Here is a 26873-nt window from a genome sequence, read left to right on the forward strand (position 1 = left end):
AGGAGGGGTTTCAGCCTTGAGGCAAAACTTCGTACGCGTCCTCGGCGGTGTCGCCATGGCGGCGGTGCTCGTCGGCGGCGCTACCGCGTGCAAGCAGGACGAGGGTTCGAGCAACGGCTCCGGTAGCCAGGCGTGCGACCTCAAGATCGGCTTCTTCGGCGCGCTGTCCGGTGCGGACGCCGGGCTCGTGACGCCGATGAAGCAGGGCGCCGACCTGGCCGTCGAGCAGTACAACAAGGAGAACGCGGACTGCCAGGTGACGGTGGCCCCGTTCGACTCGCAGGGTAAGGCCGACCTGGCCGGCGGTCTGGCGACCAGCGCCGCCGCCGACGAGAAGATCATCGGGCTGATCGGCCCGGCGTTCTCCGGCGAGAGCGAGGTCGGTCTGCCGATCTTCGAGCAGGCCGGGCTGGCGACCATCACGCCTTCCGCGACCCGTCCGAGCCTGAGTGAGAAGGGCTGGAAGGTCTTCCACCGCGGCGTCGGTAACGACTTCTCCCAGGGTCCGGCGATCGCCAACTACATCAAGAGCGTCCTCAAGGCGGAGAAGGTCTTCGTCATCGACGACCAGTCGGCGTACGGTGCCGGCCTCGCCGACGAGGCGAAGAAGGTGCTCGGCCCGCTCGTGGTCAAGACTGACAAGGTCGTCGACAACGCGCAGGAGTTCGGTGCGCAGGTCTCCAGCGTGAAGACCAGTGGCGCCACCGTGCTGATGTACGCGGGTTACACCGAGGAGGCGGCGCCGTTCCTCAAGCAGCTGCGGGCCAACGGCTGGACCGGCACCTTCATCGGCGGTGACGGCATCAACGACGCGAACATGCTGTCCGTGACCGGCCAGAAGGACGTCGAGGGCACCGTCTCCACCTGCCCGTGTGGCCCGGCCACCGCGGCCAAGGGCAACTTCGTCACCGACTTCAAGACGAAGTACTCGGTCGACCCGGGCGTCTACGCCGACGTGTCGTACGACCTCGCCAAGATCTACCTCGAGGCGATCAAGGCCGGCAAGACCACCCGCGCGGACGTTCAGTCCTTCCTGACCAGCTACAACAAGGCGGGTTCGGCCTCCGGTGTGACGTACAAGTGGGAAGCGAACGGCGAGCTTGACCCGGCTCAGGTCAAGGTGTGGGCGTTCAAGGCCACCGCCGGCGCGTGGGCGCCGGACGTGGAGATCCCGAAGGGCTAACCCGATCGGGGCGCCAAGCGCGGACCGGATCGGTGCGTAACGAACCACAAATGGTGCTGGTGTGGCCGGCGATCGTGCCGGCCACACCCGTATCACGCAACCCCTCGGAGCTTTGGTGGACTTTGCAGAACTCATCCGGGGTTTCCCGGAACTGACCACGACCGGGCTGGTCCAGGGCGCGATCTACGCGCTCGTCGCGCTCGGCTACACCCTCGTTTACGGCGTCCTTCGCCTCATCAACTTCGCACACTCCGAAGTCTTCATGATCGGCACCTTCGCCGCCGTGTGGACCTGGGGTTTCTTTGGCCTGGACAGCGACAGCAACGCGCCCTCGGTGCCGATGGGGTTGCTGCTGATCGTGGTCGCGATAGTCGCGGCCGCGGCTTTGTCCGGTGGTACCGCCCTCCTGATCGAGGTGTCGGCCTACCGTCCACTGCGGCGGCGCAACGCTCCTCCACTCGCCTTCCTCATCACCGCCATCGGTGCGTCGTACGCGCTGATGGAGCTGATGGGTGCGCTCACCCAGCGGCGCCAGATCGGTGCTCCGCGACTGCTGCCGACCGACCCGATCATCAACATCGGCGGGTTCCACGTCACCCCGGTGCAGCTGCTGACCCTGAGCGTGGCCATCATCATGATGGTCGGCCTGGACTGGTTCGTGAACAAGACCCGGTTCGGCCGGGGCATCCGGGCGGTGGCGCAGGACTCCAACACGGCCGCACTGATGGGCGTCAACAAGAGCCGCGTGATCGGTCTGGTCTTCGTCCTCGGCGGACTGATGGCCGGCGTGGCGGCGGTCTTCAGCGACATGAAGAGCGGCAACACCCGGTACAACATCGGCTTCCTGCTCGGGCTCAAGGCGTTCGCCGCCGCGGTGCTGGGCGGCATCGGGAACCTGCGCGGCGCCGCGATCGGTGGCATCCTGCTCGGCCTGGTGGAGAACTACGGCTCGGCGGTCTTCGGTTCGCAGTGGCGTGACCTGATCTCGTTCGTCGTGCTGATCACCCTGCTGATGTTCCGGCCGACCGGCCTGCTCGGCGAGTCGTTGGGAAGGGCGCGGGCATGACCGACATCCGAACCCGGTGGCACGCGACCACCAGCCGAGTCGGCCACGCCTTCGACACCATGCCCAGGTCGGCTCGCATCACCGGCCTGCTGGCCTTCGTGGCGTTCCTCTACGTCCTGCCGAACAAGTGGTTCTACGAGTACCTCAACATTCCCGGCGTCTGGATTCCGCTCTACACCACCAGCAACGACATGGCCGCGGTGCTGTTCTACTGCGCCTGGATCGTGCTGCTCTCGCTCGGCCTGAACGTCGTGGTCGGTTACGCCGGCCTGCTCGACCTCGGTTTCTTCGGCTTCTTCGCGGTCGGTGCGTACACGGTCGCGTTGTTGACCTCGCCCGAGAGCAAGTTGATCACCGAGTACAACTGGCTGGAGAGCCCGTGGCCGTGGTTGGTCACGGTGCCGATCGCGGTCGCCCTGGCCCTGCTGTCCGGGGTGCTGCTCGGTGCGCCGACGCTGCGCCTGCGCGGTGACTACCTGGCGATCGTGACCCTCGGTTTCGCCGAGATGATCCGGATCGTGGCGAAGAACCAGGACTGGATCCTCAACGGCGACCGGGGCATCCCCTCCGTGGCACACCCGCCCGGCAAGTGGTCGGACGGCACCCCGATCTTCGGGATCGCGTTCAAGCCGTACTACTGGCTGCTGCTCACGGTGATCATCATCGCCGTGTTCCTGATCCGTAACCTGTCCCGCAGCCGGGTCGGCCGGGCCTGGGTCGCGATCCGCGAGGACGAGGACGCGGCCGAGCTGATGGGCGTACCGACGTTCCGGTTCAAGCTGTGGGCGTTCGCCATCGGCGCGGCGGTAGGTGGACTCTCCGGCTCGCTGTGGGCGGGGCAGGCGACGTTCGTCAACTCCTCCACCTTCTCGCTGGAGAACTCGATCCTGGTACTGGCGGCCGTGTTGCTCGGTGGTGCCGGCAGCATCCCGGGAGCGATCCTCGGTGGCTTCCTGGTGATTTACGTTCCGGAGTGGCTGCGCTCGGTCGGTGACGTCTTCGGCCTGCCCGAGTCGGTGACGGTCGCGGGCCGGGCGTACGACGTCAGCCCCACGTCGCTGCGCTACTTCATCTTCGGCGTACTGCTTATCGTGGTGATGGTGTTCCGGCCGCAGGGCCTGTGGCCGAACCGGCGGCGGGCCGCCGAGCTCAAGGACCGGCAGAAGGAGGTGGCGGTCGTTGAGTGAGCCGCAGATGGGCAGTGAGCGGGACGTGACCAGTGAGCGCGACCAGGCTCCCGACGCCCGGGTAGAGGTGGGCTCCCCACCCGAGTCCGGGTCCGGGTCCGAGGCGGCGCACGGTCCGGCCGCGCAGATCCCCGCCCCGCGCGGGGAGTCGCAGGTGTCGCCGGTCGGCCGCGAGCCACTGCTCGAGGTGGACAACGTCACCCTCCGCTTCGGCGGCGTGGTGGCGCTGAACAAGGTGGACTTCACCCTCTACAAGGGTGAGATCCTCGGCCTGATCGGACCGAACGGTGCCGGGAAGACCACCTGCTTCAACGCGATGACCGGTGTCTACACCCCGACCGAGGGCGAGATCCGGTTCCAGGGCCGCAAGCTCAGTGGGCAGAAGCGTTTCAAGATCACCCAGTTGGGTGTCGCCCGTACGTTCCAGAACATCCGTCTCTTCCCCGAGATGACCGTGCTGGAGAACGTGCAGGTGGGCGCGGACGCACACCACAAGACCAGCGTGCCCAGCGCGCTGCTGCGGTTGCCCCGGCACTGGCGCGAGGAGAAGCAGGGCCGGGAGAAGGCGCGCGAGCTGCTCGACTTCGTCGGGGTGAACAGTCACACCGACAACCTGGCGCGCAACCTCTCCTACGGTGACCAGCGGCGGTTGGAGATCGCCCGGGCGTTGGCCACGGATCCGACCCTGCTCTGCCTGGACGAGCCGGCCGCCGGCTTCAACCCGGCGGAGAAGGAGGCGCTGCTCCAGCTGATTCGCAAGATCCGGGACCGTGGTGTCACCGTGCTGCTCATCGAGCACGACATGCGGCTCGTCATGGGCGTCACCGACCGGATCGTGGTGCTGGAGTTCGGCCAGAAGATCGCCGAGGGATCGCCGGCCGAGGTCCGGGACGACCCGAAGGTGATCGCGGCTTACCTGGGGGTGTCGGAAGATGCTGCTTGAGATCGACAACCTGACCCTGCTGTACGGGCGGATCCAGGCGCTGCACGGCATCAGCCTGAATGTCGCCGAGGGCGAGATCGTGGCCCTGATCGGTGCCAACGGCGCCGGCAAGACGACCACCATGCGGGCCATCTCCGGCCTGCGTCCGGTCGCCTCCGGCTCGGTCCGGTTCGACGGCACCGACATCACCAAGCTCCGCGCCGACCTGCGGGTGATCCGCGGTATCGGCCAGTCACCCGAGGGCCGGGGCGTCTTCCCCGGTATGACGGTGCTGGAGAACCTGGAGATGGGCGCCTACACCCGGCGGGACAAGGCGGGGATCGCCGAGGACCTGGAGATGGTGCTCGGGCTCTTCCCTCGGTTGCAGGAGCGGATCAAGCAGGCCGGCGGCACCCTGTCCGGTGGCGAGCAGCAGATGCTGGCGGTGGGACGGGCCCTGATGACCCGGCCCCGGCTGCTGCTGCTGGACGAGCCGTCGATGGGCCTGGCGCCCAAGCTGATCCAGCAGATTTTCGAGATCATCACGAGGATCAACGAGCAGGGCACCACCATCCTGCTGGTCGAGCAGAACGCGCAGCAGGCGCTGTCCCGGGCACACCGGGGCTACGTGCTGGAGACCGGCCGGATCGTCAAGGAGGGCACCGGACAGGACCTCCTGCACGACCCGGCGGTCAAGGAGGCGTACCTGGGCGTGGCGTGACCCGCCCGCACGACAACGGCCCGACGCTGGTGCGTCGGGCCGTTGTCGTATCCTTCGTCCCTTCGGTCCGGTTTCGTGGCCGCGTGGGCTGTGACCGACATGTCGGTGGGCCCGACTAGAGTCGGTCAGGTGACCGACGCACCCCGCCTCCTGTTGTTGGACGGCCATTCGCTGGCCTACCGGGCCTTCTTCGCGCTGCCGGTGGAGAACTTCTCCACCACCACCGGGCAGCCGACGAACGCGGTGTACGGCTTCACCTCGATGCTGATCAACGTGCTCCGCGACGAGCGGCCGACCCACCTGATCGTCTCCTTCGACATCTCCCGACGGTCGTTCCGCACCGAGCGCTACGCCGAATACAAGGCCGGCCGGGCGGAGACACCAACCGACTTCCACGGCCAGGTGAGCCTGGTCAAGGAGGTGCTCGCCGCGCTGCGGGTGCCGGTGGTGGAGAAGGAGGGCTACGAGGCCGACGACGTCATCGCCACCCTCGCCCGGCAGGGGCGGGAGAGCGGGATGGACGTGCTGATCTGCACCGGTGACCGGGACGCCTTCCAGTTGATCGGCAACCAGGTCACCGTGCTCTACCCCCGCAAGGGCGTCTCCGACCTGGCCCGGATGGACCCGGCGGCGGTGACCGAGCGCTACGGGGTCGGCCCGGAGCAGTACCGCGACCTGGCCGCCCTGGTCGGGGAGAGCAGCGACAACCTGCCCGGGGTGCCCGGGGTCGGCCCGAAGACCGCGGCCAAGTGGATCAACCAGTACGGCGGGGTGGAGGGCGTGATCGCCCGCGCCGACGAGATCAAGGGCAAGGCCGGCGACAGCCTGCGGGAACGGCTCGCCGACGTGATCCGCAACTACGAGCTGAACCAGCTCGTCGACGATCTGGAGCTGCCGCTGGGCGCGGACGACGCCCGCTGGGCCGGCTGGGACCGCGAGGCGGTGCACCAGGTTTTCGACACGCTCCAGTTCCGGGTCCTGCGCGACCGGCTCTACCAGTACCTGGAGGCGGTGCAGCCGGAGGCCGAGTCCGGCTTCGAGCTGGCCACCGAGGTGCTCGGCACCGGCACGGTGGCGGCCTGGCTGGCCGAGCACGCCCCGGTCGGTGTCCCCACCGGGATGGCGGTGGCCGGCACCTTCGGCCGCGGCACCGGCACGCTGACCGGGGTGGCGGTGGCCACCGCCGAAGGTGCCGGCGGCTGGTTCGACCCGGCCACGCTCGATCCGTCCGACGAGGCGGCGGTGGCGCAGTGGCTGGCCGACGAGACCCGACCGAAGGTCCTGCACGACAGCAAGCCGGCGTCGCTGGCATTCGCCGCGCACGGCTGGCACCTGCGGGGGATCACCCGCGACACCGCGCTGGCGGCGTACCTGGCCCGGCCGGACCAGCGCTCCTACGACCTGGGTGACCTGGCCCTGCGCTACCTGCACCGGGAACTGCGGGTCGACCAGCCGGAGTCCGGCCAGCTCACCTTCGAGGGGCTCGGCAACGACGGCGAGGTCGAGCAGAACCTGATGCTGCGGGCCGCGGCCACGCTCGATCTCGCCGACGCGATCGACGCCGAACTCGCCCGCGACGGAGAGCTCTCCGCCCGGCTGCTGGCCGACGTGGAACTGCCGCTGGTGCGGGTCCTCGGCGAGATGGAGCGGGTCGGCATCGCCGCCGACACCGACTACCTCTCCGAGCTGGAGGCGCACTTCGCCGGAGAGGTGAAGGCGGCCGCGCAGGCGGCGTACGGGGTGGTCGGGCGGGAGTTCAACCTCGGCTCGCCCAAGCAGCTCCAGGAGATCCTCTTCACCGAGCTGGGGCTGCCCAAGACCAAGAAGATCAAGACCGGCTACACCACCGACGCGGACGCGCTGCAGTGGCTCTACGCGCAGAACCCGCACCCGGTGCTCGGTCACCTGCTGCGCCACCGGGACGTGGCCCGGTTGAAGTCGACCGTCGACGGGCTGCTCAAGTCGATCTCAGACGACGGCCGGATCCACACCACCTACAACCAGACTGTGGCGGCCACCGGGCGACTCTCGTCGACCGACCCCAACCTGCAGAACATCCCGATCCGGACCGAGGAGGGCCGGCGGATCCGGCGTGCCTTCGTGGTCGGCGCCGGCTACGACACCCTGCTCACCGCCGACTACAGCCAGATCGAAATGCGGATCATGGCGCACCTCTCGGTCGACGAGGCGCTGATCGAGGCGTTCAACTCCGGCGAGGACTTCCACGCCGCGACCGCGTCGTTCGTCTTCCACGTACCGGTCGCCGAGGTCACCCCGGACCAGCGCCGCAAGATCAAGGCGATGAACTACGGCCTGGCGTACGGGCTGAGCGCCTTCGGCCTGGCCCAGCAGCTCAACATCGCCCCCGACGAGGCACGCGGGCTGATGGAGGAATACTTCAGCCGGTTCGGTGGCGTCCGCGACTACCTCCAGGAGGTGGTCCGGCGCGCCGTGCGCGACGGCTACACCGAGACCATGCTCGGCCGACGGCGCTACCTGCCGGACCTGGTCAGCGACAACCGGCAGCGGCGGGAGATGGCCGAGCGGATGGCGCTCAACGCCCCGATCCAGGGCTCGGCGGCCGACATGATCAAGGTCGCCATGCTGCACGTCGACACCGCGCTGCGCGGCTCCGGCCTACGTTCCCGGATGCTGCTGCAGGTGCACGACGAGCTGGTCTTCGAGGTCTACCCCGGTGAACGGGAGCAGCTCGAGGAACTGGTCCGGCGCGAGATGGGCAACGCCCACCCGCTGTCGGTGCCGCTGGAGGTCTCGGTCGGCGCGGGCCAGGACTGGAACAGCGCCGACCACTGACCCCGGTGGTCGCCCGCTTGACCGGGTCGCTCACCTCAGCGGGTCGTGGCCCCAGTTCATCAGGGAGAAGCGCCACCGGGTGCGGCTGACGTCGCCCCGGGGGCGCTGCGCCATGTGCCGGTGTACGTAACCGACGACCTTGCGCATGTGCGCGTAGTCCCGGTCGGTCAGCTCCGCCCGCTTGCGGCGCAGCAGGCCGATGATCCGCCGTCCGGATTCGTGCCCGACCGACTCGCCGCCCCCGGAGTGCTGACCGACGGCCTTGGAGTCGTCGGTCTGCAGCCACGTCTCCAACTCGCCGGGTTTCATGTTCACCGCGTCGGTGAAGTTCCGGTAGACGTCGGCCTGGTCGTCACCGCGGGGCACGACGCAGCGCCCCGGGCTTGTGCACCGCCTCGCCGCCGGAGTCCGACCGGACCCGGTACTGCGGGTCCTCCTTACTGGCGTCGACCGTACGTCTGGCGGCTGTTGTCCGTTTGGTGATTTCCTCCTGGACGGTGCCGTACGCCGTTCCGCCGTGGCTGCGCCAGCTCACCCGATCGCCCTTGTGTAGCTTCTCGTCCTTGTCCATGACACGGTCTACCCTGCCCCTCGGGCCGAAAACCGGGCCGGAGGCGGCGGGACTTCATCCCCCCGTGGGCGGTTTGTCGGAAACGAAGATCGCCGTGCCGGGGAAGAGCCGGCCGCGCAGCGGGCTCCACTGCCCCCACAGTTGCTCGTGCTCCTCCGGCCACTCCGGCTCCACCACGTCGCGCACCCGGAACCCGGCGCCGACCAGCTCCCTGATCCGGTCGCCGAGGGTGCGGTGCTGCTCGACGTAGCTGGGCACCCCGTCGGTGTCCTGCTCCACGTACGGGCGCCGGTCGAAGTAGGAGTGCACCGCCTTCAGGCCACCCTCGCCCGGGTCGTCGAGGAAGATCCAGCGCATCGGGTGGGTGACCGAGAAGACCCACTGGCCGCCGGGTCGCAGCACCCGGTACACCTCCCGCATCACCGCCGCCGAGTCGGCCACGAACGGCACGGCGCCGAAGGCCGTGCAGACGATGTCGAAGGCGCCGTCGGCGAACGGCAGGGCCAGGGCGTCGGCCTGGACCAGCGGCACCCGTACGCCGGAGGTCTCGGCCGCGTGCGCGGCGTGCCGCAACATGCCCGCGGAGAGGTCGAGGGCGACCGGGCGGGCCTGCTGGGTGGCCAGCCAGCGGGAGGCCGAGGCGGCGCCGCAGCCGAGCTCCAGCACCCGGCGGCCGGGAAGGTCGCCGAGCAGCCGGGCGTCGGCCTCGCGCAGCCGCTCCGGGCACCAGACGAAGTCGACGTCGCCCAGGAACTCGCCGTGCTCGGCCTGGTAGTCGTCGGCGTCGCGGTCCCACCACTGGCGGCTGGCCCGCCGGGTCTCCGTGTCGCTGACCGTGCGCCGGGTCACACCCGCGGCCTCGTCGTCACTCATCCGGGCCACGCTAGAGGCCGGGTACGCGCACGTCGCGCGCGGCCTCGACGCCGCGCCGGGCGGGCTCGCGTACGGGCGAGTTCCCGCGCTGTGGACGGCGTGTCGCATCAGGTGGCAGGAGGGCTTGCATGCTGTGGTAATGCGCACGGTAAGCTGTTCGATGCGCTCGCGGATCGTGTGCCTCGGCAGGGAGCAGGTCCGCGGTCGACGGGCATATCCCACGGTCTCACGCATGATCGTTAGGTGTGTACGGCGACGGATCCGCTGGCGCAAACAGGTCACTGCGACACAAACGCCTGCTGTGACACCCATCCGACCGGAGCAACCGCCCACATGACGAGCAGCATCGAGGCCCCCTCGAGCGCCAACCGGGTCACCCACGACGATCTCGGCTCTGAGGAAGCTTTCCTCGCCGCGATCGACGAGACCATCAAGTACTTCAACGACGGCGATATTGTCGAAGGCACCGTCGTCAAGGTCGATCGGGACGAGGTCCTGCTCGACATCGGCTACAAGACCGAGGGTGTCATCCCCTCGCGCGAGTTGTCGATCAAGCACGACGTGGACCCCGCGGATGTGGTCTCCGTTGGTGACCACATCGAAGCCCTGGTTCTCCAGAAGGAGGACAAAGAGGGCCGGCTGATCCTCTCGAAGAAGCGGGCGCAGTACGAGCGCGCCTGGGGCACGATCGAGAAGATCAAGGACGAGGACGGCGTCGTGCGCGGTTCCGTCATCGAGGTGGTCAAGGGTGGCCTCATCCTCGACATCGGCCTGCGGGGCTTCCTGCCCGCGTCGCTGGTGGAGATGCGTCGGGTGCGGGACCTGCAGCCGTACGTGGGCCGGGAGCTCGAAGCCAAGATCATCGAGCTGGACAAGAACCGCAACAACGTGGTCCTGTCCCGCCGGGCCTGGCTCGAGCAGACCCAGTCCGAGGTGCGCACCGAGTTCCTCAACAAGTTGCAGAAGGGGCAGGTCCGCAAGGGCGTCGTCTCCTCGATCGTCAACTTCGGTGCGTTCGTCGACCTCGGCGGCGTCGACGGTCTGGTGCACGTTTCCGAGCTGTCCTGGAAGCACATCGACCACCCCTCCGAGGTGGTCGAGGTCGGCCAGGAGGTGGAGGTCGAGGTCCTGGACGTCGATCTCGACCGCGAGCGTGTCTCGCTGTCGCTGAAGGCGACCCAGGAGGACCCGTGGCGGCAGTTCGCCCGGACCCACGCGATCCAGCAGATCGTGCCGGGTAAGGTCACCAAGCTGGTCCCGTTCGGTGCGTTCGTCCGGGTGGACGACGGCATCGAGGGCCTGGTCCACATCTCCGAGCTGGCCGAGCGCCACGTGGAGATCCCGGAGCAGGTCGTCCAGGTCGGCTCGGACGTCATGGTCAAGGTCATCGACATCGACCTCGAGCGTCGGCGGATCTCGCTCTCGCTCAAGCAGGCGAACGAGGGCTTCGTCGAGGGCGAGGAGCACTTCGACCCGACCCTCTACGGCATGGCCGCGACGTACGACAACGAGGGCAACTACATCTACCCCGAGGGCTTCGACCCGGAGACCGGGGAGTGGCTCGAAGGTTTCGACAAGCAGCGCGAGACCTGGGAGACGCAGTACGCCGAGGCTCGTACCCGCTGGGAGGCCCACACCAAGCAGGTGCAGACCTCCCGCGCCGCCGACGCCGAGGCCGCTGCCAACCCGACTCCGGTCAGCACCGGTGGCGGCGGGGCGACCTCCTCGTCCACCCCGGCGCCGGCCCGTCAGGCCGAGGAGCCGGCTGGCACCCTGGCCACCGACGAGGCGCTCGCCGCACTGCGGGAGAAGCTCGCCGGCGGTAAGTGAGCCAGCTAGCGCGTGAGGCGACTCACGCGTAAGTCGACTCGCGGGTAAGACACACGCGGCGGCCCCGTCCTTCCCATCCGGAAGGGCGGGGCCGCCGTCGTCGTCCCCGCCACCCCGCTGGGGCGCCAAGCCAACCGGGGGCAAGCCAACCGGGGGGCAACAAGCCAACCCTGGGACAAGCCCAACCAGCGGGACAACAAGCCCAACCGAAGATCGGGTCGTGGCAACTTGCCCGCCGTCGGCCCGACGGGGTTGACTGGTCCGGTGCTGATGGTCGGACTCACCGGTGGGATCGGATCGGGCAAGAGCGTCGTCGCGACCCGGCTGGCCGGGCTCGGCGCGGTGCTGATCGACGCCGACCGGATCGCCCGCGAGGTGGTCGCGCCCGGAACCGAGGGGCTGGCCGAGATCGTGGCGACCTTCGGCGACCGGGTGCTCGCCGCCGACGGCAGCCTCGACCGGGCCGCACTCGGTGCCCTCGTCTTCGACGACGAACCCGCCCGACGGCAACTGGAGCGGATCACCCACCCGAGGGTCCGGGCGCGTACCGCCGAACTCGCCGCCGCGGCGCCCGCCGACGCGATCGTGGTCAACGACGTACCGCTGCTGGTCGAGGCGGGGCTCGCGCCGACGTACCACCTGGTCGTCGTGGTGACCGCGGACCGGGACACCCGGGTGGCCCGGCTGGTCCGCGACCGGGGGATGAGCGTCGAGCAGGCGGAGCAGCGGATCCGCGCCCAGACCGGTGACCCGCAGCGGCGGGCCGCCGCCGACGTGGTGCTGACCAACGACAGCGACCTGGCCGATCTGCACGCGCGGGTGGACGCACTCTGGCGGGACCGGCTGGTGCCCTACGAGCGTCACCTGCGCGACCGGGTCGCGGTCCGGGGTGGGACGGTGGTGCTCACCGAGGCCGACCCCGACTGGCCGGTGCAGTACGAGCGGCTGGCCGCCCGGATCCGGCACGCGGTACGCCCGGCCGACCTCCGGGTCGACCACATCGGCTCCACCTCGGTGCCCGGACTGGCCGCCAAGAACGTGATCGACATCCAGCTCACCGTCGAGTCCCTGGACCAGGCCGACGCGCTCGCCGGCCCACTCGCCGACGCCGGCTTCCCGCGCTGTGCCGGCGACTGGTGGGACCAACCCCGGCACGCGGACGGCGGCGCGCGGTGGGAGAAGCGGCTGCACGGCAGCGCCGACCCGGCCCGGCCGGTCAACCTGCACCTGCGGGTGGGCGGCTCGCCGGGATGGCGCTACGCCCTGCTGATGCGCGACCACCTCCGTGCCGACGAGGAGCAACGCGCCGGTTACCTGGCCCTCAAGCGGGGTCTCGCGGCCGGCGGCCCGGACACCGCCAGCTACACCGCGGCCAAGGAACCCTGGTTCGACGGCGAGCACCTGCTGGCCGAGCGGTGGGCGGCCACCACCGACTGGCGCCCCTGAAACAGCTTCGTGCGCCGCAGCGGAGCCGGTCGGGTCAGCCCAGGGGCACGGTGGGTAGGTCCGGCACCGGGCCCGGGGTGAGGTCGAGCTGGGCGAACGCGCCGGTCCGGGTACGCAGTTCCAGCCGGCGCAGCAGGCCCGAGCGGTCCACCCAGTAGCGCATCCGGGCCTGTCCCCGGCCGACCTGCGCCTCGGCCTCCTTCGGGACCTCGAACACCGTCACCGGCCGGCCGTCCAGCTCGTCCTGGCGCAGCCAGCTCGCCGAGTCGCGCAGCCGGTCCGCCGGTCCCAGCCCGGCGCCGCCGACCGCCAGCGCCTCGTTGACCAGCAGGTCCAGGTCCGGTGCGCCGAGCGCGTCGGTCCGCCGCTGCCAGCTCAGGTGATCCCAGTCCCGGTCCCGGGGCGGGGGGAGCGGAGGCGGTTCGGCGCCGCCGCTGGCCGGGACGTCGCGCTCGGACGGCACGTCGCGTACGGCCACGCCGGTGCGGTTGGCCCGCAGCAGGGTCCGCTCGCCCGGCCGGTCCAGCTCGTCCAGGGCGAGGTAGGCGACACCGTCGGACCAGTCGACCCAACCGGCGCCCCGGAGGTTGACCGCGGGCAACTCGGCGAGCGGCTGGGTGGTGGGCACCGCGAGCGTGATCCCGGCACCGCCCAGCGCCCGGTTCTCCGCGCGTACCCGCGTGAGCAGGTCGGTCTCGGCGCGGGTGGCCGCCCGTGGGCGTACCGGTGCGCCGCCGAGCGCCGCGACGGCGGTCAGCTCGGGCCGTTCGGCCCGGTCGAAGTCGACCTGGACCGGCACGTCACCGGCGAGCAGCGCCTCGAACCGGTGCAGGCGTCCGTCGCGGTCGAGCCAGTACCGTACGGCTCCGCCGCCCAGCCCGCCGGTGGGCGGCGCCGGGATCGTCCCGTCGGTGCCGGACGTCGGGTTCCCGGTGAGCGCCGGCACCGCGGGGCCGAGCAGCACGTCGACGGTTGTCCCGCCGGCCCGGTCCCGGCCCAGCCAGCGGGCGGTGTCCCGGCCCAGCAGCGGCCCGGTCGGGTCCGACCGGTCCGCGGCGACGGCGAAGAGCAGGGTGAGGAACGAGTCGACCGCGGCCGGCACCGGCCCGCTGGTGACCATCCGGCGGACCCGCCAGCCGTCACCCGGAGGTTGCGCTGGTGGCGGCGGCGCCGGTGACGGCGGCACCAGGGTCTGGAGCGGACCCGGTCCGCCGCCGGTCGGTCCGGTTCCGGCCGGCGGGTCCGGCCGGCTCAGCACCAGTCCGGGTACGGCCTGCAGCAGTCCCCGCTGACTGCCCGCACCGGGACCGGCCACGCTCAGGTAGGCCAGCCCGCGCGGCCAGTCGACCGCTCCGGCGAGCTCGATCTGGGTGCCGGGGATGCCGAGCGTGGCGTACACGCCGACCCGGCCGGCGCGGTAGTTGGTGATCCGCATCGCCGCCAGCCGGTCCGCTTCGGCCGCGGTGAGCGCGCGCGCCGGATCGGTGTGGCCGGGCGGGGCACAGGAGACCAGTCCGGCGGCGAGGCCGGCGCCGGAGACGAGCGCGAGGCAGCCGAGTACACCCAGTGTCACCAGCCGGGCCCGTCCGCTCAGGGGCCGGCTGGGTTGCCGGGGCTCGGCGGGCGGTGGGGGCAGCCCGGTGGCGGGTCGTCGGCGCCCGGCGGGAGGCAACGAGGTGCTCACGGGTGGTTGAACGGCGAATCCGGGGCAAAGTGACGTATCGGTGCCGGCCGGTATCCGCTGGTGCCGGGGCTGGGGCTGGGCGAGGGGCGCGGCGCGAGGGGCGCTCGCGGCGGCCGGTCTGCGCGTTGGCGCGACCGCGTCGGGTGCGCACGCCGACGAGGGCCGGGGCTGCAACCACTGCGCCGGGGCGCGACCGGCCGTTGTGGAGGCCCGGTCGCGAACCCGGTCGGCCGCCGCGAGCGGCCTACTACTGAACGGTAGCGCGGTGATCTCCACCACACAATGCGTATATCGAAGCCGATCGTGTACCCACCGTTGCCCACCAGGGGTGTCACACCCTCGGCGTACCTTTGACGACATGGCGCTCGACATCCCACGACTCGACGGCCGGTTTGAGGTCATCAGCGAATTCCGACCCTCCGGCGACCAGCCGACCGCGATCAACGATCTTGAGCAGCGGGTGCGCCGGGGAGATCGCCATTCGGTGCTGCTCGGCGCGACCGGCACCGGCAAGAGCGCGACCACCGCCTGGCTGGTCGAGCGGCTGCAGCGGCCCACCCTGGTGGTGGCACCCAACAAGACGCTCTGTGCGCAGCTCGCCAAGGAGTTCAGCGAGCTGCTGCCGAACAACGCGGTCGAATACTTCGTCTCCTACTACGACTACTACCAGCCCGAGGCGTACATCCCGCAGACCGACACGTACATCGAGAAGGACTCCTCGATCAACGAGGAGGTCGAGCGGCTGCGGCACTCGGCCACCATGTCCCTGCTCACCCGCCGCGACGTGATCGTGGTGGCGACGGTGTCGGCGATCTACGGGCTGGGCACGCCGGACGAATACCTCGACCGGGCGGTACGGATCAAGGTCGGGCAGGAGTTCGAGCGGGACAAGCTGCTCCGCCGGCTGGTCGACATCCAGTACACCCGCAACGACATGGCCTTCAACCGGGGCACCTTCCGGGTCCGGGGCGACACGCTGGAGATCATCCCGGCGTACGAGGAGCTGGCGCTGCGGGTCGAGTTCTTCGGTGACGAGGTGGAGAAGCTCTACTACCTGCACCCGCTCACCGGCGAGGTGGTCCGCGAGGTCGACCACCTGCTGATCTTCCCCGCCACGCACTACGCGGCCGGCCCGGAGCGGATGGAGCGGGCGATCCGCGGCATCGAGACCGAGCTGACCGAGCGGCTGGCCGACCTGGAGCGGCAGGGCAAGCTGCTGGAAGCCCAGCGGCTACGGATGCGGACCACCTACGACATCGAGATGATGCGCCAGGTCGGTTTCTGCTCCGGCATCGAGAACTACTCCATGCACATCGACGGCCGCGAGCCCGGCAGCCCGCCGCACTGCCTGCTCGACTACTTCCCGGACGACTTCCTCACCGTGGTCGACGAGTCGCACGTGACCATCCCGCAGATCGGCGGGATGTTCGAGGGCGACGCGTCGCGCAAGCGGATGCTGATCGACCACGGTTTCCGGCTGCCCAGCGCCGCCGACAACCGCCCGCTGCGGTTCGACGAGTTCCTCGAGCGTGTCGGCCAGATGGTCTTCCTCTCCGCCACCCCCGGCAACTGGGAGATGGAACAGGCCCAGGGCGAGTTCGTGGAGCAGGTCATCCGGCCGACCGGGCTGGTCGACCCCGAGGTGATCGTCAAGCCCACCAAGGGGCAGATCGACGACCTGATGCACGAGATCAAGCTGCGTACGGACCGGGACGAGCGGGTGCTGGTCACCACGCTGACCAAGAAGATGGCCGAGGACCTCTCCGACTATCTGCTGGAGCACGGCATCCGGGTCCGCTACCTGCACTCGGAGGTCGACACGCTGCGCCGGGTGGAGCTGCTGCGCGAGCTGCGCAAGGGCGACTACGACGTGCTGGTCGGCATCAACCTGCTCCGGGAGGGGCTGGACCTGCCCGAGGTCTCCCTGGTCGCGATCCTTGACGCGGACAAGGAGGGCTTCCTGCGCAGCGGCCGGTCCCTCATCCAGACCATCGGCCGGGCCGCCCGCAACGTCTCCGGCCAGGTACACATGTACGCCGACAAGATGACCCCGTCGATGGCGAACGCGATCGACGAGACCAACCGGCGACGGGCCAAGCAGGTCGCGCACAACGAGGCCAACGGGATCACGCCGGAGCCGCTTCGGAAGAAGATCCACGACATCCTGGACGACATCTACCGCGAGGCCGAGGACACCGAGAACTCCAGGGTCGGCGGCGCCGCGCGGCAGCTCTCCCGGGGCAAGGCACCCGTGCCGGAGACCCGCAGCAAGGGTGGCAAGAGTGCCTCCGGTCCGGTCCGCGCCGGCATGGCCCGCGCCGAGATGGCCCAGCTCATCCAGGAACTCAACGACCAGATGCTGGCCGCCGCCCGGGAGTTGCAGTTCGAGCTGGCCGCCCGGATCCGCGACGAGGTGCAGGAGATGAAGAAGGAGCTGCGCGGGATGGACGCGACCGGGGTGCAGTAGGTCGGGCGCGGGGAGGCCGGTTCAGAAATCCACGGTCTCCCCGTCGGCCACCGGCTCGTACGACACGTCGGTCTTCGGGCCACCGCCGCCGACCAGCATCTTGACCATGCCGCGGCCGATGTCGCTCAACCCGGCGTCGTGCACCGGGACGACCCGCTGCGGTTGTACCTCGCGTACGTAGTCGATCAGCTCGGCGGTCTTCGACCAGGGGGCATGCGCCGGCAGCATCAGGGTGCTGATCGACCGGTCCGGTACGGTCAGCGCGTCGCCGGGATGGAACAGTGTGCCGTCGACGAGGTAACCCACGTTGGTGAGCCGGGGGATGTCCGGGTGGATCACCGCGTGCAGTTCGCCGTACACGGCGACGTCGACGCCGTTGATCGAGAAGGTGTCGCCCGCGCCGACCACCCGGAGCCGGTCGCCCAGCCCGTCGAGCTTCTCGGCCACCGAACGGTTGGCGAACACCCGCAGTTGCGGTTCGCTCTGCACCGCTGCCCGGATCTTCTCCTCGACGAAGTGGTCCTGGTGCTCGTGTGTGATCAGCACGGCGTCCGCACCGGCAAGCGCGCCCGGATCGCTGAAGCCGCCCGGATCGAGCACCAGGGTGGTCCCGTCCTGCTCCAACCGGATGCAGGCGTGCCCCAGTTTTGTCAGTCGCATGCTTCTCCTCCGCCGACGTCATCCGCACCGGCGTTTCCGCCGGGGCGGGTAGCTGGTGCGCGGGATCGGGACCGGCCCGGCGAGGCGTCGGACCCTTCGGACACCGTACCGAGGGGGTGTGCGGCGGCGGCGGAAATCGGTGGGCGTCGGGGCGCCGCAGGCCTAGGCTGCCCGACCGTGGACACCGAACCGAACTGGCGGGTGCTGACCGCCGACGACCTGCCGGAGGTCGCCGCACTGGCCCGGCGCTGCCTGGCCGGTGACGGCGGACTGCCGCTGGTGGCCGACCCGTCGTTCCTGGCCCGCCGCTTCGCCGCCGACGGCGGCGTGGCCCGTGGCACGTTCGATCCGGCGGGCAGACTCGTCGCCGCCGGTGCGATCCGACCACAGGACAACAACGGGGTACGTAGAGCCGTCGCCACCGGCCTGGTCGACCCGGCGCACCGGGGGCAGGGGCTGGGCGGTGCCCTGCTCGACTGGATGCTCGACCCGGCGCTGGTCGGCGCGGACAGGGTCACCCTGGAAACCGAGGCGCTCACCGACCGGTCCTCGGCCCTGTTCGCCGCCCGTGGGCTGCGGCAGACGTTCGCCGAAGACGTGCTCCGGTTCGACCTGGCCGGCGCCGAACCACCCCGGATCGACCTACCGGCCGGGCTGCGCGTACGGCCCTGGTCGGCGGAACTGGCCGAGCGGTTCTTCGCCGTCTACCACGCCGCGTTCGCCGGACGACCCGGTTTCCCCGGCTGGTCGGTCGGGCAGTGGGTGGAGTGGACCACCGACGACGAGGACTTCCGGCCGCAGTGGAGCCTGCTCGGCACCGACGAGACCGGTACCGACCTCGGTTTCGTCACCGCCGCCGTGGGCTGGATCGTGCAGGTCGGCGTACGCCCGCAGGCGCGGGGCCGGGGGCTGGGTGCCGCGCTGGTGGTCGAGGCGCTGCGCCGGATGCGGGCCGACGGCTCGGCCGAGGCGCTGCTCGACGTCAACGTGGACAACCCGGCCGTGCACCTGTACCGGCGCCTGGGCTTCACCGACCTGGGCCGCCGCGCCCGCTTCGAACCGGCCGGATAACCGCGCCGGCCTCCGGCGTGCGAACCCGCCGTGTGGATGGGGGGCCGATGTCGTTCCGGCTTGCTATGGTGTCGCCCGCCCGCACCCCCAGCGCCCGGGAGAACACGTCCATGACCATCAACACGCACCTCACCGAATTCGCCGGCCGACCGGTGGTCGTCTTCGATCCCGAGGAGGAGCTGCCGGCCGACCCCGGCGCGGTGGCCTGGCGGCTGACCGCCGAATACGACACGTCCGGCGAGGACTTCGCCGGCCTGGTGGAGCAGTTCCTCGGCAAGGTCGAGCCGGCCTCGGTCCAGGCGTTGATCGTCGGCCAGTGGGGCTCCGCGTACGAGGAGAAGGCGCCGGTCGAGCTGCTGGTGGGACTCGCCGCCCGGTTGACCGGGCTGCGGGCGCTCTTCCTCGGTGAGATGACCTTCGAGGAATGCGAGATCTCCTGGATCCAGCAGACGGACGTGACGCCGCTGCTGGTCGCGTACCCGGAGTTGGAGACGCTGCGGGTGCGCGGCGCGGACGGCCTGGTGGTCACACCGACCCGGCACGAGGCCCTGCGGGAGCTGGCGTTCGAGTCCGGTGGCCTGCCCGCCGCGGTGGTCCGGGCGGTCGGTGAGTGTGACCTGCCGGGGTTGACCCACCTGGAGTTGTGGCTCGGCACCGACAACTACGGCGGCGACGCCACCGTGGAGGACCTGGCCCCGATCCTGGCCGGGACCCGGCTGCCCGCGCTGACCTACCTCGGCCTGCGGGACGCGGAGATCGCCGACCCGGTGGCCGCGGCGCTCGCCGGTGCACCGGTGGTGGCCCGGCTGCAGACGCTGGACCTGTCGCTGGGCATCCTCTCCGACACCGGTGCGGCGGCGCTGCTGGCCGGGCAGCCGCTGACCCACCTGCGCCGGCTCGACCTGCACCACCACTTCGTCAGCGAGGACATGGCCGCCCGGCTGGTCGCCGAACTGCCGGGCGTCGAGGTCGACCTCTCCGACGTCCAGGAGGCCGACAGCGACGGCGACCGGTACGTGGACGTGGCCGAATGATCGGGGAACACCTGACCGAGTTCGGCGGTCTGCCGGTGCACGAGTTCGACCCGGACGCGCCGCCACCCTCGGACCCCGGCGCGGTCGCCTGGCGGATCGAGGCATTCGAGGACGACGAGAACTGGGAGGAGGTCCCCTCGCCGGCCTTCCAGCGACGGTTCGAGCAGTTCCTCGACACGGTCGACCCGAAGGCGGTCACCGCGCTGGTCCTCGGTGCCTGGGGCTACGCCGCGTTCAACGACCCGCCCTACGCCCAGCTCTGCGCGGCGGCGGACCGGCTGACCGGGCTGCGGGCGCTGTTCCTCGGCGACATGGTCAGCGAGGAGTGCGAGATCTCCTGGATCCGGCAGGGCGACCTGACGCCGGTCCTGGAGGCGTACCCGGCGCTGGAGGTGTTGCGGGTCCGCGGCGCCGGAACCCACGACTGCCTGCTCCGGCTGCGCCCCGTACGCCACGAGGCGCTGCGGGAGTTGGCGTTCGAGTCCGGCGGGCTGCCTGCCGAACTGGTCCGCGCGGTTGGTGAGTGTGACCTGCCGGCGCTGACCCACCTGGAACTCTGGCTCGGCACCGACAACTACGGCGGTGACGCGACCGTCGAGGACCTGGCCCCGATCCTGGCCGGGACCAGGCTGCCGGCGCTGACCTACCTCGGGCTGCGGGACGCGGAGATCGCCGACCAGGTCGCGGCGGCGCTCGCCGGTGCGCCGGTGGTCGCCCGGCTGCACACCCTGGACCTGTCGCTGGGCATGCTCGGTGACCGGGGCGCGGCGGCGCTGCTGGCCGGGCAGCCGCTGACCCACCTGCGCAGGCTCGACCTCAACCACCACTTCGTCACCGACGACCTGGCCGCCCGGCTGGTCGCCGAACTGCCCGGAGTGGACGTCGACCTGACCGAGGGCATGGACGCCGACGACGAGGACGAGTTCTTCGTGGCCGTGGCGGAATGACCACCGGTGTACCGCTGGTCGTCGTCGGCAATCCGGACAACCGGCGGGTGGCGATGTTCCGCGCCGCCGCCGTACCCGCCTGGCCCGGGCCGGTGCGGACGTTGCCCTGGCGGGAGGTGGCGCGGGGACCGCTGCGGCTGCCCGACGGCGCGGTGGTGCGGGTCGACTCACCCGGCGAGGACGCCGAGGTCGACCGGCTGCTGCGGGGCGCCGACACACCCGCCGCGCACGGCGAGATCGTCGGCGCCGCCGCCTGGTACGCGGGGCTGCTCGCCGGGCTGGACCGGCTCGCCACCGCCGTACGGGACGCCGGGGCGACCCTGCTCAACGATCCCGGCGACATCGCCGTCATGTTCGACAAACGCGCCTGCCACGCCCGGCTCAGCGGGGCCGGCGTACCGGTGCCGGCCGCACTGCCGGTGTCACCGGCCGACTACGGCGAACTGCGCGCGATGATGCGTACCGCCGGTTGGGCGCGGGTGTTCGTCAAGCCCGTACACGGGTCGTCCGCGTCCGGCGTACTGGCGCTGGAGATCGCGTCGGGCCGGGTGCAGGCGACCACGTCGGTGGAACTGGCCGCCGACGGGCGGCTGTTCAACTCGCTGCGGGTGCGGCGCTACCGGTCCGAACGGGAGGTGGCCGCGATCGTCGACCGGCTCGCACCGGACGGGCTGCACGTCGAGCGGTGGTTTCCCAAGGCCGGGCTGGGCGGGCGGACCCTCGACCTGCGGGTGCTGGTGGTCGCCGGGGAGCCGGGACACATGGTGGTCCGGTCCAGCCGCGGACCACTGACCAATCTGCACCTGGGCAACAACCGCGGCGACCTGGCCGCCGTCCGCGCGGCGCTGGGAGAACCGGCGTACGCGGCCGCGCTGGACACCTGCGTACGCGCCGCCGCCTGCTTTCCCGGCAGCCTGCACGCCGGGGTCGACCTGATGATCGGCACCGACTGGCGGCGGCATATGGTGGCCGAGGTGAACGCGTTCGGCGACCTCCTGCCCAACCTGCTCGACCACGCGGGTCGGGACAGTTACGGCGCCCAACTGCACGCGCTGGACAGTGGCCGGTTCGACCGGTGGGCCGCGCGCGATCGAACGCCGCAGCGGGCGGTGGCGGTGGCCGCCGGCCGGAGAGGGTGGGCCGGATGAGGGACCTGATCGGCAGTCACGACTTGCTGTTCGTCACCCTGGACACGCTGCGCTACGACGTGGCCACCGAACTCGCCGAGGCCGGTCGGACCCCGAACCTGGCCCGCGCGCTGCCCGACGGGTGGGAACGCCGGCACAGCCCGGCCAGCTTCACCTACGCCGCCCACCAGGCATTCTTCGCCGGTTTCCTACCCACCCCGACCACCCCGGGACCTCACCCCCGGCTGTTCGCGGCGGCCTTCCCGGGCAGCGAGAGCACCGGTGACGAGACCTGGGTATTCGACGCCCCGGACGTGGTCACCGGGCTGGCCGCCGCCGGTTACCACACGGTCTGCGTCGGCGGGGTCGGCTTCTTCAACCGCAAGCCACCGCTCGGCGCGGTGCTGCCGGGACTCTTCGCCGAGTCGCACTGGGAACCCGAGTTCGGGGTAGCCGCACCGGGTTGCTTCGAGGCGCAGCTCGACCGGATCGCGACCGTCGTACCGGCCGTCCCGCCTGAACAGCCGCTGTTCCTGTTCGTCAACGTGGCCGCGATGCACCAGCCCAACCGGCACTACCTGCCCGGCGCCGAACGGGACAACCGAGACAGCCACGCCGCCGCCCTGGAGTACGTCGACCGGCACATCGGCCGGCTCTTCGCCCTGGCCAGCTCCCGCGACCGCAACTGCCTGGTGGTGCTCTGCGCCGACCACGGAACCGCGTACGGCGAGGACGGCCACAGTGGACACCGGCTCGGTCACGAGGTGGTGTGGACGGTGCCGTACGGGCAGTTCGTGCTGGAGCCGGGCGCGTGGGGCAAGCCGGGAGACTGGGAGTGAACGAGGTGGACGGGCTCGACGGGTCGCCGTACCAGGGCTACCTGTACGCGTACCCGCACAAGACCGCGTACCGCCCGCTGCGGCCCCGACCGGCGCTGCGCGACGTCTGGGCCGGTGAGCCGTCCGACGCCCTCTTCCTCTACCTGCACCTGCCGTTCTGCGAGATGCGGTGCGGTTTCTGCAACCTGTTCACCCGCGCCAATCCGCCGGCCGAGCAGGTGCGCGGTTACCTCGACCAGCTGGCCCGGCAGGCCGAACGCGTACGCGACGCGCTCGGCGCCGACACCGACTTCGCCCGGGTGGCGATCGGCGGTGGCACCCCGACGTACCTGACCGCGGCCGAGCTGACCGAGATGTTCGACGTACTGGCCGGGTTCGGTGCCCGGCTCGGTGCGGTGCCGATGGCGGTCGAGACATCTCCGGCGACCGCCACCCCGGACCGGATCGCCGTACTCGCCGAGCGGGGCACCACCCGGATCAGCATCGGCGTACAGAGCTTCCTGGATGCCGAGGCGCACGCGGCCGGCCGCCCGCAGCGGCGCGAAGAGGTGGAACGGGCGCTGTCCACCATCCGGGCGCATCCCACGGTGGAGCTGAACCTCGACCTGATCTACGGGATACCGGGGCAGACGGCACGTACCTGGGCGCAGTCGCTGACCGCGGCGCTGGACTGGCGACCGGAGGAGATCTTCCTCTACCCGCTCTACGTGCGTCCCCTGACCGGGCTGGGCCGGCGCGGCACCGCGACCGAGGCCGCCCCGCTCGACGGCGCACCCGGCAGCCGCGACGAGAGCTGGGACAGGCAGCGGCTCGACCTGTTCCGGCAGGGGCGCGACACGCTCCGGGCGGCCGGCTACCGGCAGCTCTCGCTGCGCCACTTCCGCCGTGCCGACCTGCCCGCCGACGACGCCACCGGTGCTGAGCGCCCCGACTACTGCTGTCAGGACGACGGCATGGTGGGGCTCGGTTGCGGCGCCCGCTCGTACACCACCGGCCTGCACTACTCCTTCGACTATGCGGTCGGCATCGGCCAGGTCCGGGCCATCATCGACGACTACCTGCGCCGACCGGCGAGTGACTTCGAGGTGGCCGAGGTGGGTTTCCGGCTCGACGGGGTGGAGCAGCGGCGGCGCTGGCTGGTGAAGTCACTGCTGCGGGCCGAGGGCTTCGCGGCGGCGGCGTACCGGGAGCGGTTCGGCACCGCGGTCGGTGACGACTTTCCGCAGCTCGCCCGGCTCGGCGACCGGGGTTGGCTCAGCGGCGACCCGGGCGGTGCCGGGCGGCTGGCGCTGACCGACGCCGGGCTGGAACGCGCCGACGCGATCGGCCCGTGGCTGGTCTCCGGCCCGGTACGCACCGCGATGGCAGAATACGCGCTGCGGTGAACCTCTCCATCCTCTACCGTGGCCCGCTCGCGAGCTGCAACTACGACTGCGCGTACTGCCCGTTCGCCAAGCGCCGGGACAGTCCGGCGCAGTTGCGCGCGGACCGGGAGGCGTTGCGCCGGTTCGTCGACTGGGTGGCTCGCAACCCGGACGGCGACCGGATCTCGGTGCTCTTCACGCCCTGGGGTGAGGGGCTGACCCGGTCCTGGTACCGCGACGCCATGGTGGAACTGTCCAGGATGGAGCACGTGGACCGGGTCGCGATCCAGACCAACCTCGCCGGCCGGGTGGAGTGGCTGGCCGACGCGGACCGGCGGACGGTCGCGCTCTGGGCCACCTACCACCCCGACCAGGTACGCCGGGAGACCTTCCTGGGCCGCTGCGAGCGGCTACGGGAGCTGGGGGTGCGTTACTCGGTGGGCGTGGTGGGGCTGCCGGAGCACCTGGACGAGGCACGGGCGCTGCGCGCCGCCCTGCCCGACGAGGTGTACCTCTGGGTCAACGCCGCAGACGGCTGGCGGTACGCCGAAGCCGAGGAGGCCGACTGGACGGCGATCGACCCGCTGTTCGGCTACAGCGTCCGGCCGCACCCCTCGGCGGGTGCGCCATGCCGGGCCGGTGAGAGCGTCATCTCCGTACGCGGCGACGGCGAGGTGCGGCGTTGCCACTTCGTGGACACCCCGCTGGGCAACCTCTACGACGGCTCGTACCGCCCCGCGCTGGGCCCGAGCCCGTGCCCGAACGCGGCCTGCGACTGCCACATCGGTTACGTCCACCTGAAGACCCTGCCGCTGTACGAGGTGTTCGCGGGCGGGGTGCTGGAGCGTATTCCGGCGGCCGGGCCGGCCGGTGCCCGGTGGGGCGTACCGGCCGGCGCCCTGCGCTGAGCCGCCGTACGGCGGGTGTGACTCAGGTCTGGACCAGCGGGGCGTATTCCTCCTCGGTCAGACCGAAGGTCCACGCCACCCCACCCCGCGCGGTACGCGTCTGCGGCGGCACCCGCAGCCAGTAGGTGCGCCGGGTGCCGTCCGGCTCCGGGGTCGCGTTGATCACCTCGACCATTACCAACGGCTCGTCCTGCGGCAGCTCGATCCGCCACAGCACACCGCACTCGTCCTCGTGGATCGCCCTCGCCTTGCTGTCGCGCAGGTAGCGGTCGTAGCCGAAGTGCTCCAGCATCACCCGGCGGACCTCGGCGTTGGACTCGGCGCGGATCCGTTCGACGCTGAGGCGGGGCAGTTCCGCGGCGACCTCGGCCGGGATCGGCATGCCACGCCAGGCGTGCAGGCCGAAACCGTCCGGGTAGAGCAAGGCCGGCCCGTCCCCATGGTGCAGCCGGCCGAGATTGTCCCGCTCGACCCGTTCCGGACGCTCGGTCAGGATCACCACCCGCTCGTACGGCCACCACCAGCCGGCGGCACCGGCGACCCCGGCCAGCCCGACCAGGCCCGGTGCGTCGTCGAACGCGCTCAGCCAGGCCGCGTCGTGCTGGCCGAACACCACGTCGAGCAGCGCCGCCCGCGTCCGGCGGGCGAACCCGTCCGGCACGCCCTCGGTCAGCTCGTCGGTGAGCCGGGTACGCAGCGGGGTGACCACCCGGTCGTTGAGCAGGTGCCAGGTACGTTGCCCACCGGCCGCCCAGTGCGTCGCCCAGCCGGTGGCACCGAGCCGGGTCACCGCGGCGGCACGGGCCGCCGCCCACGGTGCCGTGCGCACCCGGGCCCGGACCGAGCGGCCCGTGGCACCGGCACGCGGCTCGAATCCCTGTGCCCGCAGGTCCGCCATCACCTGCGCCAGTGCCTGGCCGACCGGGGTGTCACCGGCGAGGGCCGAGGTGTCCTCGGCGTGCTCGGCGGTCGCGGGGGAGGGCCCGCCGGGCCCGGCGGCCCCGAACCCGCCGGGTCCGGCGGTGCCGGAGGAAGAATCGGACAGGAGTGCCGCCGCGAGCGCCCCGGCGTACGGCGAGCCGAGCCAGAGCACCGTTTCGGGCGCGGCGAGGCCGGCGGCGGCGTACGCCTCCCGGACGGCGGCCTCCGCGGCCGGTCGGTCCGCGGGCCGGGTGTCCAGCCCCCGGGCCAGCCAGTCGTCGGCCGCACGGGCCAGCAGCGCGGCGGTTTCGTCGAGCAGTGTGGTGGTCATCAGTCGGCCACCGGTCGCCAGGTGCCGGGCAGGTATTCCCGCTGGCGGACCACCCGGTAGGCACCGGCGGGCAGAGGGATCGGACCGTGCTCCTCGTGGCCGAGCCGGCCGTAGCCCTCGATCAGCAGGATCGTCGGTTCGGTCTGGTCCGGCAGCGTCCAGAGGCTGACGCCCGCACCGCTGACCACGTGGGCGTGCCCGGTGGCCTCACCGCGGGCCAGCACCAGGCGGCCCCGCGCGTCCCGGCCGGCGGGAACCAGCCCGGCCGGCACCGAGGCGGGGTCGATCGGATGGACGAGGACGTCGCCCTGTCGGTACATGCGTCGGCTCCCTCTGGTCGCTTGTGGACGACGAGAGGCTAGCGGTCCGGTACGACAGAACGTCCCGGCTTCGGGGCCGGTGCCATCCGCAGACCGGCGAGGTAGCCCAGCACCGGGAGACCGGGGGACGACCCCGCTCAGGCCGGCGAGGGGCCTCGGTTCAGGCCGGCGAGGGGCCTCGGTTCAGGCCGGTACGTCGGTGAAGTGCTCGACCACCGGCGGCGCGGCGAAGAACGGGCCGATGAGCCCGCGCCAGGTGGTGAATCGTTCGGTGGCGCGGAAGTTCTCCTCGTGCGCCGCCACCGAGTCCCACTCGACCAGCAGCACGAACCGGGAGGGCGACTCGATGCCCCGGGTCATCCGTACCGACCGCAGGCCGGGCGTGCTGGCGAGGACCTTGTGGCCCTCGGCGTACGCCGAGGCGAACTCGTCCTCGCGCCCCGGAACAACCTCGATCAGCGCAACCTCAAGCACCATCCCCCCACCCTCCCACGCCCCCACCCCCCACCCCCCCCCCCCCCCACCCCCCCCCCCCCCCACCCCCCCCCCCCCCCCCCCGGGGGGGAGGGGGGGTGGGGGGGGGGGTT

24 protein-coding genes are annotated in these 26873 nt (G+C 71.3%); 16 read left to right on the forward strand and 8 right to left on the reverse strand.

Translation table 11 applies throughout. The features are described from left to right. Positions 1–16: 16 nt before the first annotated feature. The 6 genes from AB0J90_RS19680 (at position 17) to polA (ending at position 7893) form a co-directional block, all read left to right on the forward strand. The gene (locus AB0J90_RS19680) at positions 17–1183 is read left to right on the forward strand and encodes a branched-chain amino acid ABC transporter substrate-binding protein (RefSeq protein WP_363597712.1); all 1167 of its coding nucleotides are present in this window, start codon (positions 17–19) and stop codon (positions 1181–1183) included. Positions 1184–1298: 115 nt separating this feature from the next. After that, the gene (locus AB0J90_RS19685; RefSeq protein ID WP_363597714.1) at positions 1299–2249 is read left to right on the forward strand and encodes a branched-chain amino acid ABC transporter permease; all 951 of its coding nucleotides are present in this window, start codon (positions 1299–1301) and stop codon (positions 2247–2249) included. Then, positions 2246–3436 (forward strand): branched-chain amino acid ABC transporter permease, encoded by a 1191-nt coding sequence (locus tag AB0J90_RS19690; protein WP_363597716.1) that lies wholly within the window; start codon positions 2246–2248, stop codon positions 3434–3436. The genes AB0J90_RS19685 and AB0J90_RS19690 overlap by 4 nt, the downstream gene beginning before the upstream one ends. Next, positions 3429–4379: an ABC transporter ATP-binding protein gene (locus AB0J90_RS19695; RefSeq protein WP_363597718.1), complete on the forward strand. Its 951-nt coding sequence runs from the start codon at positions 3429–3431 to the stop codon at positions 4377–4379. Before AB0J90_RS19690 ends, AB0J90_RS19695 begins: the two co-directional genes overlap by 8 nt. Beyond that, positions 4369–5079 (forward strand): ABC transporter ATP-binding protein, encoded by a 711-nt coding sequence (locus AB0J90_RS19700; RefSeq protein ID WP_363597720.1) that lies wholly within the window; start codon positions 4369–4371, stop codon positions 5077–5079. The genes AB0J90_RS19695 and AB0J90_RS19700 overlap by 11 nt, the downstream gene beginning before the upstream one ends. A 129-nt stretch (positions 5080–5208) precedes the next feature. Beyond that, positions 5209–7893 (forward strand): DNA polymerase I, encoded by a 2685-nt coding sequence (polA, locus tag AB0J90_RS19705; protein WP_363597722.1) that lies wholly within the window; start codon positions 5209–5211, stop codon positions 7891–7893. 30 nt (positions 7894–7923) lie between these two features. Here polA and AB0J90_RS19710 read toward each other — a convergent pair whose 3' ends face one another. The 3 genes from AB0J90_RS19710 to AB0J90_RS19720 are packed head-to-tail and all read right to left on the reverse strand — an operon-like array spanning position 7924 to position 9337. After that, on the reverse strand, positions 7924–8259 hold the full coding sequence (locus AB0J90_RS19710) for a DUF3140 domain-containing protein (protein ID WP_363597724.1): 336 nt from the start codon (positions 8257–8259) through the stop codon (positions 7924–7926). Continuing rightward, on the reverse strand, positions 8246–8464 hold the full coding sequence (locus tag AB0J90_RS19715) for a DUF2945 domain-containing protein (RefSeq protein WP_329102251.1): 219 nt from the start codon (positions 8462–8464) through the stop codon (positions 8246–8248). Before AB0J90_RS19715 ends, AB0J90_RS19710 begins: the two co-directional genes overlap by 14 nt. Positions 8465–8518: 54 nt before the next feature. Next, positions 8519–9337 carry a class I SAM-dependent methyltransferase gene (locus AB0J90_RS19720; RefSeq protein ID WP_363597726.1) on the reverse strand — a complete coding sequence of 273 codons (819 nt, stop codon included), beginning with the start codon at positions 9335–9337 and terminating at the stop codon, positions 8519–8521. A 333-nt stretch (positions 9338–9670) separates the two neighbouring features. Here AB0J90_RS19720 and rpsA point away from each other — a divergent pair, with 333 nt between their 5' ends. After that, positions 9671–11167: a 30S ribosomal protein S1 gene (gene rpsA, locus AB0J90_RS19725; RefSeq protein WP_329102247.1), complete on the forward strand. Its 1497-nt coding sequence runs from the start codon at positions 9671–9673 to the stop codon at positions 11165–11167. Positions 11168–11431: 264 nt separating this feature from the next. Beyond that, positions 11432–12613 (forward strand): dephospho-CoA kinase, encoded by a 1182-nt coding sequence (gene coaE / locus AB0J90_RS19730; protein WP_363597728.1) that lies wholly within the window; start codon positions 11432–11434, stop codon positions 12611–12613. 34 nt (positions 12614–12647) lie between these two features. Here the strand turns inward: coaE and AB0J90_RS19735 are convergent, their stop codons facing one another. After that, positions 12648–14297, reverse strand: a complete 1650-nt coding sequence (locus tag AB0J90_RS19735) for a hypothetical protein (protein ID WP_363597730.1) — start codon at positions 14295–14297, stop codon at positions 12648–12650. Positions 14298–14655: 358 nt separating this feature from the next. Here AB0J90_RS19735 and uvrB point away from each other — a divergent pair, with 358 nt between their 5' ends. Continuing rightward, positions 14656–16764: an excinuclease ABC subunit UvrB gene (uvrB, locus tag AB0J90_RS19740; RefSeq protein WP_363597732.1), complete on the forward strand. Its 2109-nt coding sequence runs from the start codon at positions 14656–14658 to the stop codon at positions 16762–16764. Between the two features lie 21 nt (positions 16765–16785). Here the strand turns inward: uvrB and AB0J90_RS19745 are convergent, their stop codons facing one another. Then, complete coding sequence (locus AB0J90_RS19745) at positions 16786–17424, reverse strand: MBL fold metallo-hydrolase (RefSeq protein WP_363597734.1); 639 nt, start codon at positions 17422–17424, stop codon at positions 16786–16788. A 177-nt stretch (positions 17425–17601) separates the two neighbouring features. On the opposite strand from AB0J90_RS19745, the gene AB0J90_RS19750 reads away from it, so the two are divergent. The 7 genes from AB0J90_RS19750 (at position 17602) to AB0J90_RS19780 (ending at position 24714) form a co-directional block, all read left to right on the forward strand. Further along, positions 17602–18495 (forward strand): GNAT family N-acetyltransferase, encoded by an 894-nt coding sequence (locus tag AB0J90_RS19750; RefSeq protein ID WP_363597736.1) that lies wholly within the window; start codon positions 17602–17604, stop codon positions 18493–18495. Positions 18496–18605: 110 nt separating this feature from the next. Next, on the forward strand, positions 18606–19529 hold the full coding sequence (locus AB0J90_RS19755; RefSeq protein WP_363597737.1) for an STM4015 family protein: 924 nt from the start codon (positions 18606–18608) through the stop codon (positions 19527–19529). Beyond that, positions 19526–20476, forward strand: coding sequence for an STM4015 family protein (locus tag AB0J90_RS19760; RefSeq protein WP_363597739.1), 951 nt, complete (start codon positions 19526–19528; stop codon positions 20474–20476). Before AB0J90_RS19755 ends, AB0J90_RS19760 begins: the two co-directional genes overlap by 4 nt. Further along, positions 20473–21624: an STM4014 family protein gene (locus AB0J90_RS19765; protein WP_363597741.1), complete on the forward strand. Its 1152-nt coding sequence runs from the start codon at positions 20473–20475 to the stop codon at positions 21622–21624. Before AB0J90_RS19760 ends, AB0J90_RS19765 begins: the two co-directional genes overlap by 4 nt. Continuing rightward, the gene (locus tag AB0J90_RS19770; RefSeq protein WP_363597743.1) at positions 21621–22442 is read left to right on the forward strand and encodes an STM4013/SEN3800 family hydrolase; all 822 of its coding nucleotides are present in this window, start codon (positions 21621–21623) and stop codon (positions 22440–22442) included. The genes AB0J90_RS19765 and AB0J90_RS19770 overlap by 4 nt, the downstream gene beginning before the upstream one ends. Then, positions 22439–23827 (forward strand): STM4012 family radical SAM protein, encoded by a 1389-nt coding sequence (locus AB0J90_RS19775; RefSeq protein WP_363597745.1) that lies wholly within the window; start codon positions 22439–22441, stop codon positions 23825–23827. Before AB0J90_RS19770 ends, AB0J90_RS19775 begins: the two co-directional genes overlap by 4 nt. Further along, a complete protein-coding gene (locus tag AB0J90_RS19780) occupies positions 23824–24714 on the forward strand; it encodes an STM4011 family radical SAM protein (protein WP_363597747.1) in 891 nt (296 codons plus the stop codon). Before AB0J90_RS19775 ends, AB0J90_RS19780 begins: the two co-directional genes overlap by 4 nt. A gap of 22 nt (positions 24715–24736) precedes the next feature. On the opposite strand, the gene AB0J90_RS19785 is transcribed toward AB0J90_RS19780, so the two are convergent. The 3 genes from AB0J90_RS19785 to AB0J90_RS19795 all read right to left on the reverse strand — a co-directional run bounded on the left by AB0J90_RS19785 (position 24737) and on the right by AB0J90_RS19795 (position 26763). Next, on the reverse strand, positions 24737–25966 hold the full coding sequence (locus AB0J90_RS19785) for a DUF6745 domain-containing protein (protein WP_363597749.1): 1230 nt from the start codon (positions 25964–25966) through the stop codon (positions 24737–24739). Beyond that, the gene (locus AB0J90_RS19790; protein ID WP_363597751.1) at positions 25966–26286 is read right to left on the reverse strand and encodes a hypothetical protein; all 321 of its coding nucleotides are present in this window, start codon (positions 26284–26286) and stop codon (positions 25966–25968) included. Before AB0J90_RS19790 ends, AB0J90_RS19785 begins: the two co-directional genes overlap by 1 nt. Before the next feature lie 183 nt (positions 26287–26469). Then, a complete protein-coding gene (locus AB0J90_RS19795; protein WP_363597753.1) occupies positions 26470–26763 on the reverse strand; it encodes an antibiotic biosynthesis monooxygenase in 294 nt (97 codons plus the stop codon). Positions 26764–26873: the final 110 nt, after the last annotated feature.

The organism is Micromonospora sp. NPDC049523 (genome assembly GCF_040676775.1).
Taxonomy (GTDB): domain Bacteria; phylum Actinomycetota; class Actinomycetes; order Mycobacteriales; family Micromonosporaceae; genus Micromonospora_G.

What these genes read in the sequence shown, in the direction of transcription:
- rpsA (WP_329102247.1), top strand. Translation starts at nt 9,671, where the DNA reads ATGACGAGCAGCATCGAGGCCCCCTCGAGCGCCAACCGGGTCACCCAC.
- AB0J90_RS19690 (WP_363597716.1), top strand. Translation starts at nt 2,246, where the DNA reads ATGACCGACATCCGAACCCGGTGGCACGCGACCACCAGCCGAGTCGGC.
- AB0J90_RS19760 (WP_363597739.1), top strand. Translation starts at nt 19,526, where the DNA reads ATGATCGGGGAACACCTGACCGAGTTCGGCGGTCTGCCGGTGCACGAG.
- uvrB (WP_363597732.1), top strand. Translation starts at nt 14,656, where the DNA reads ATGGCGCTCGACATCCCACGACTCGACGGCCGGTTTGAGGTCATCAGC.
- AB0J90_RS19715 (WP_329102251.1), bottom strand. Translation starts at nt 8,464, where the DNA reads ATGGACAAGGACGAGAAGCTACACAAGGGCGATCGGGTGAGCTGGCGC.
- AB0J90_RS19765 (WP_363597741.1), top strand. Translation starts at nt 20,473, where the DNA reads ATGACCACCGGTGTACCGCTGGTCGTCGTCGGCAATCCGGACAACCGG.
- AB0J90_RS19700 (WP_363597720.1), top strand. Translation starts at nt 4,369, where the DNA reads ATGCTGCTTGAGATCGACAACCTGACCCTGCTGTACGGGCGGATCCAG.
- AB0J90_RS19770 (WP_363597743.1), top strand. Translation starts at nt 21,621, where the DNA reads ATGAGGGACCTGATCGGCAGTCACGACTTGCTGTTCGTCACCCTGGAC.
- AB0J90_RS19785 (WP_363597749.1), bottom strand. Translation starts at nt 25,966, where the DNA reads ATGACCACCACACTGCTCGACGAAACCGCCGCGCTGCTGGCCCGTGCG.
- AB0J90_RS19720 (WP_363597726.1), bottom strand. Translation starts at nt 9,337, where the DNA reads ATGAGTGACGACGAGGCCGCGGGTGTGACCCGGCGCACGGTCAGCGAC.
- AB0J90_RS19755 (WP_363597737.1), top strand. Translation starts at nt 18,606, where the DNA reads ATGACCATCAACACGCACCTCACCGAATTCGCCGGCCGACCGGTGGTC.
- AB0J90_RS19790 (WP_363597751.1), bottom strand. Translation starts at nt 26,286, where the DNA reads ATGTACCGACAGGGCGACGTCCTCGTCCATCCGATCGACCCCGCCTCG.
- AB0J90_RS19795 (WP_363597753.1), bottom strand. Translation starts at nt 26,763, where the DNA reads ATGGTGCTTGAGGTTGCGCTGATCGAGGTTGTTCCGGGGCGCGAGGAC.
- AB0J90_RS19745 (WP_363597734.1), bottom strand. Translation starts at nt 17,424, where the DNA reads ATGCGACTGACAAAACTGGGGCACGCCTGCATCCGGTTGGAGCAGGAC.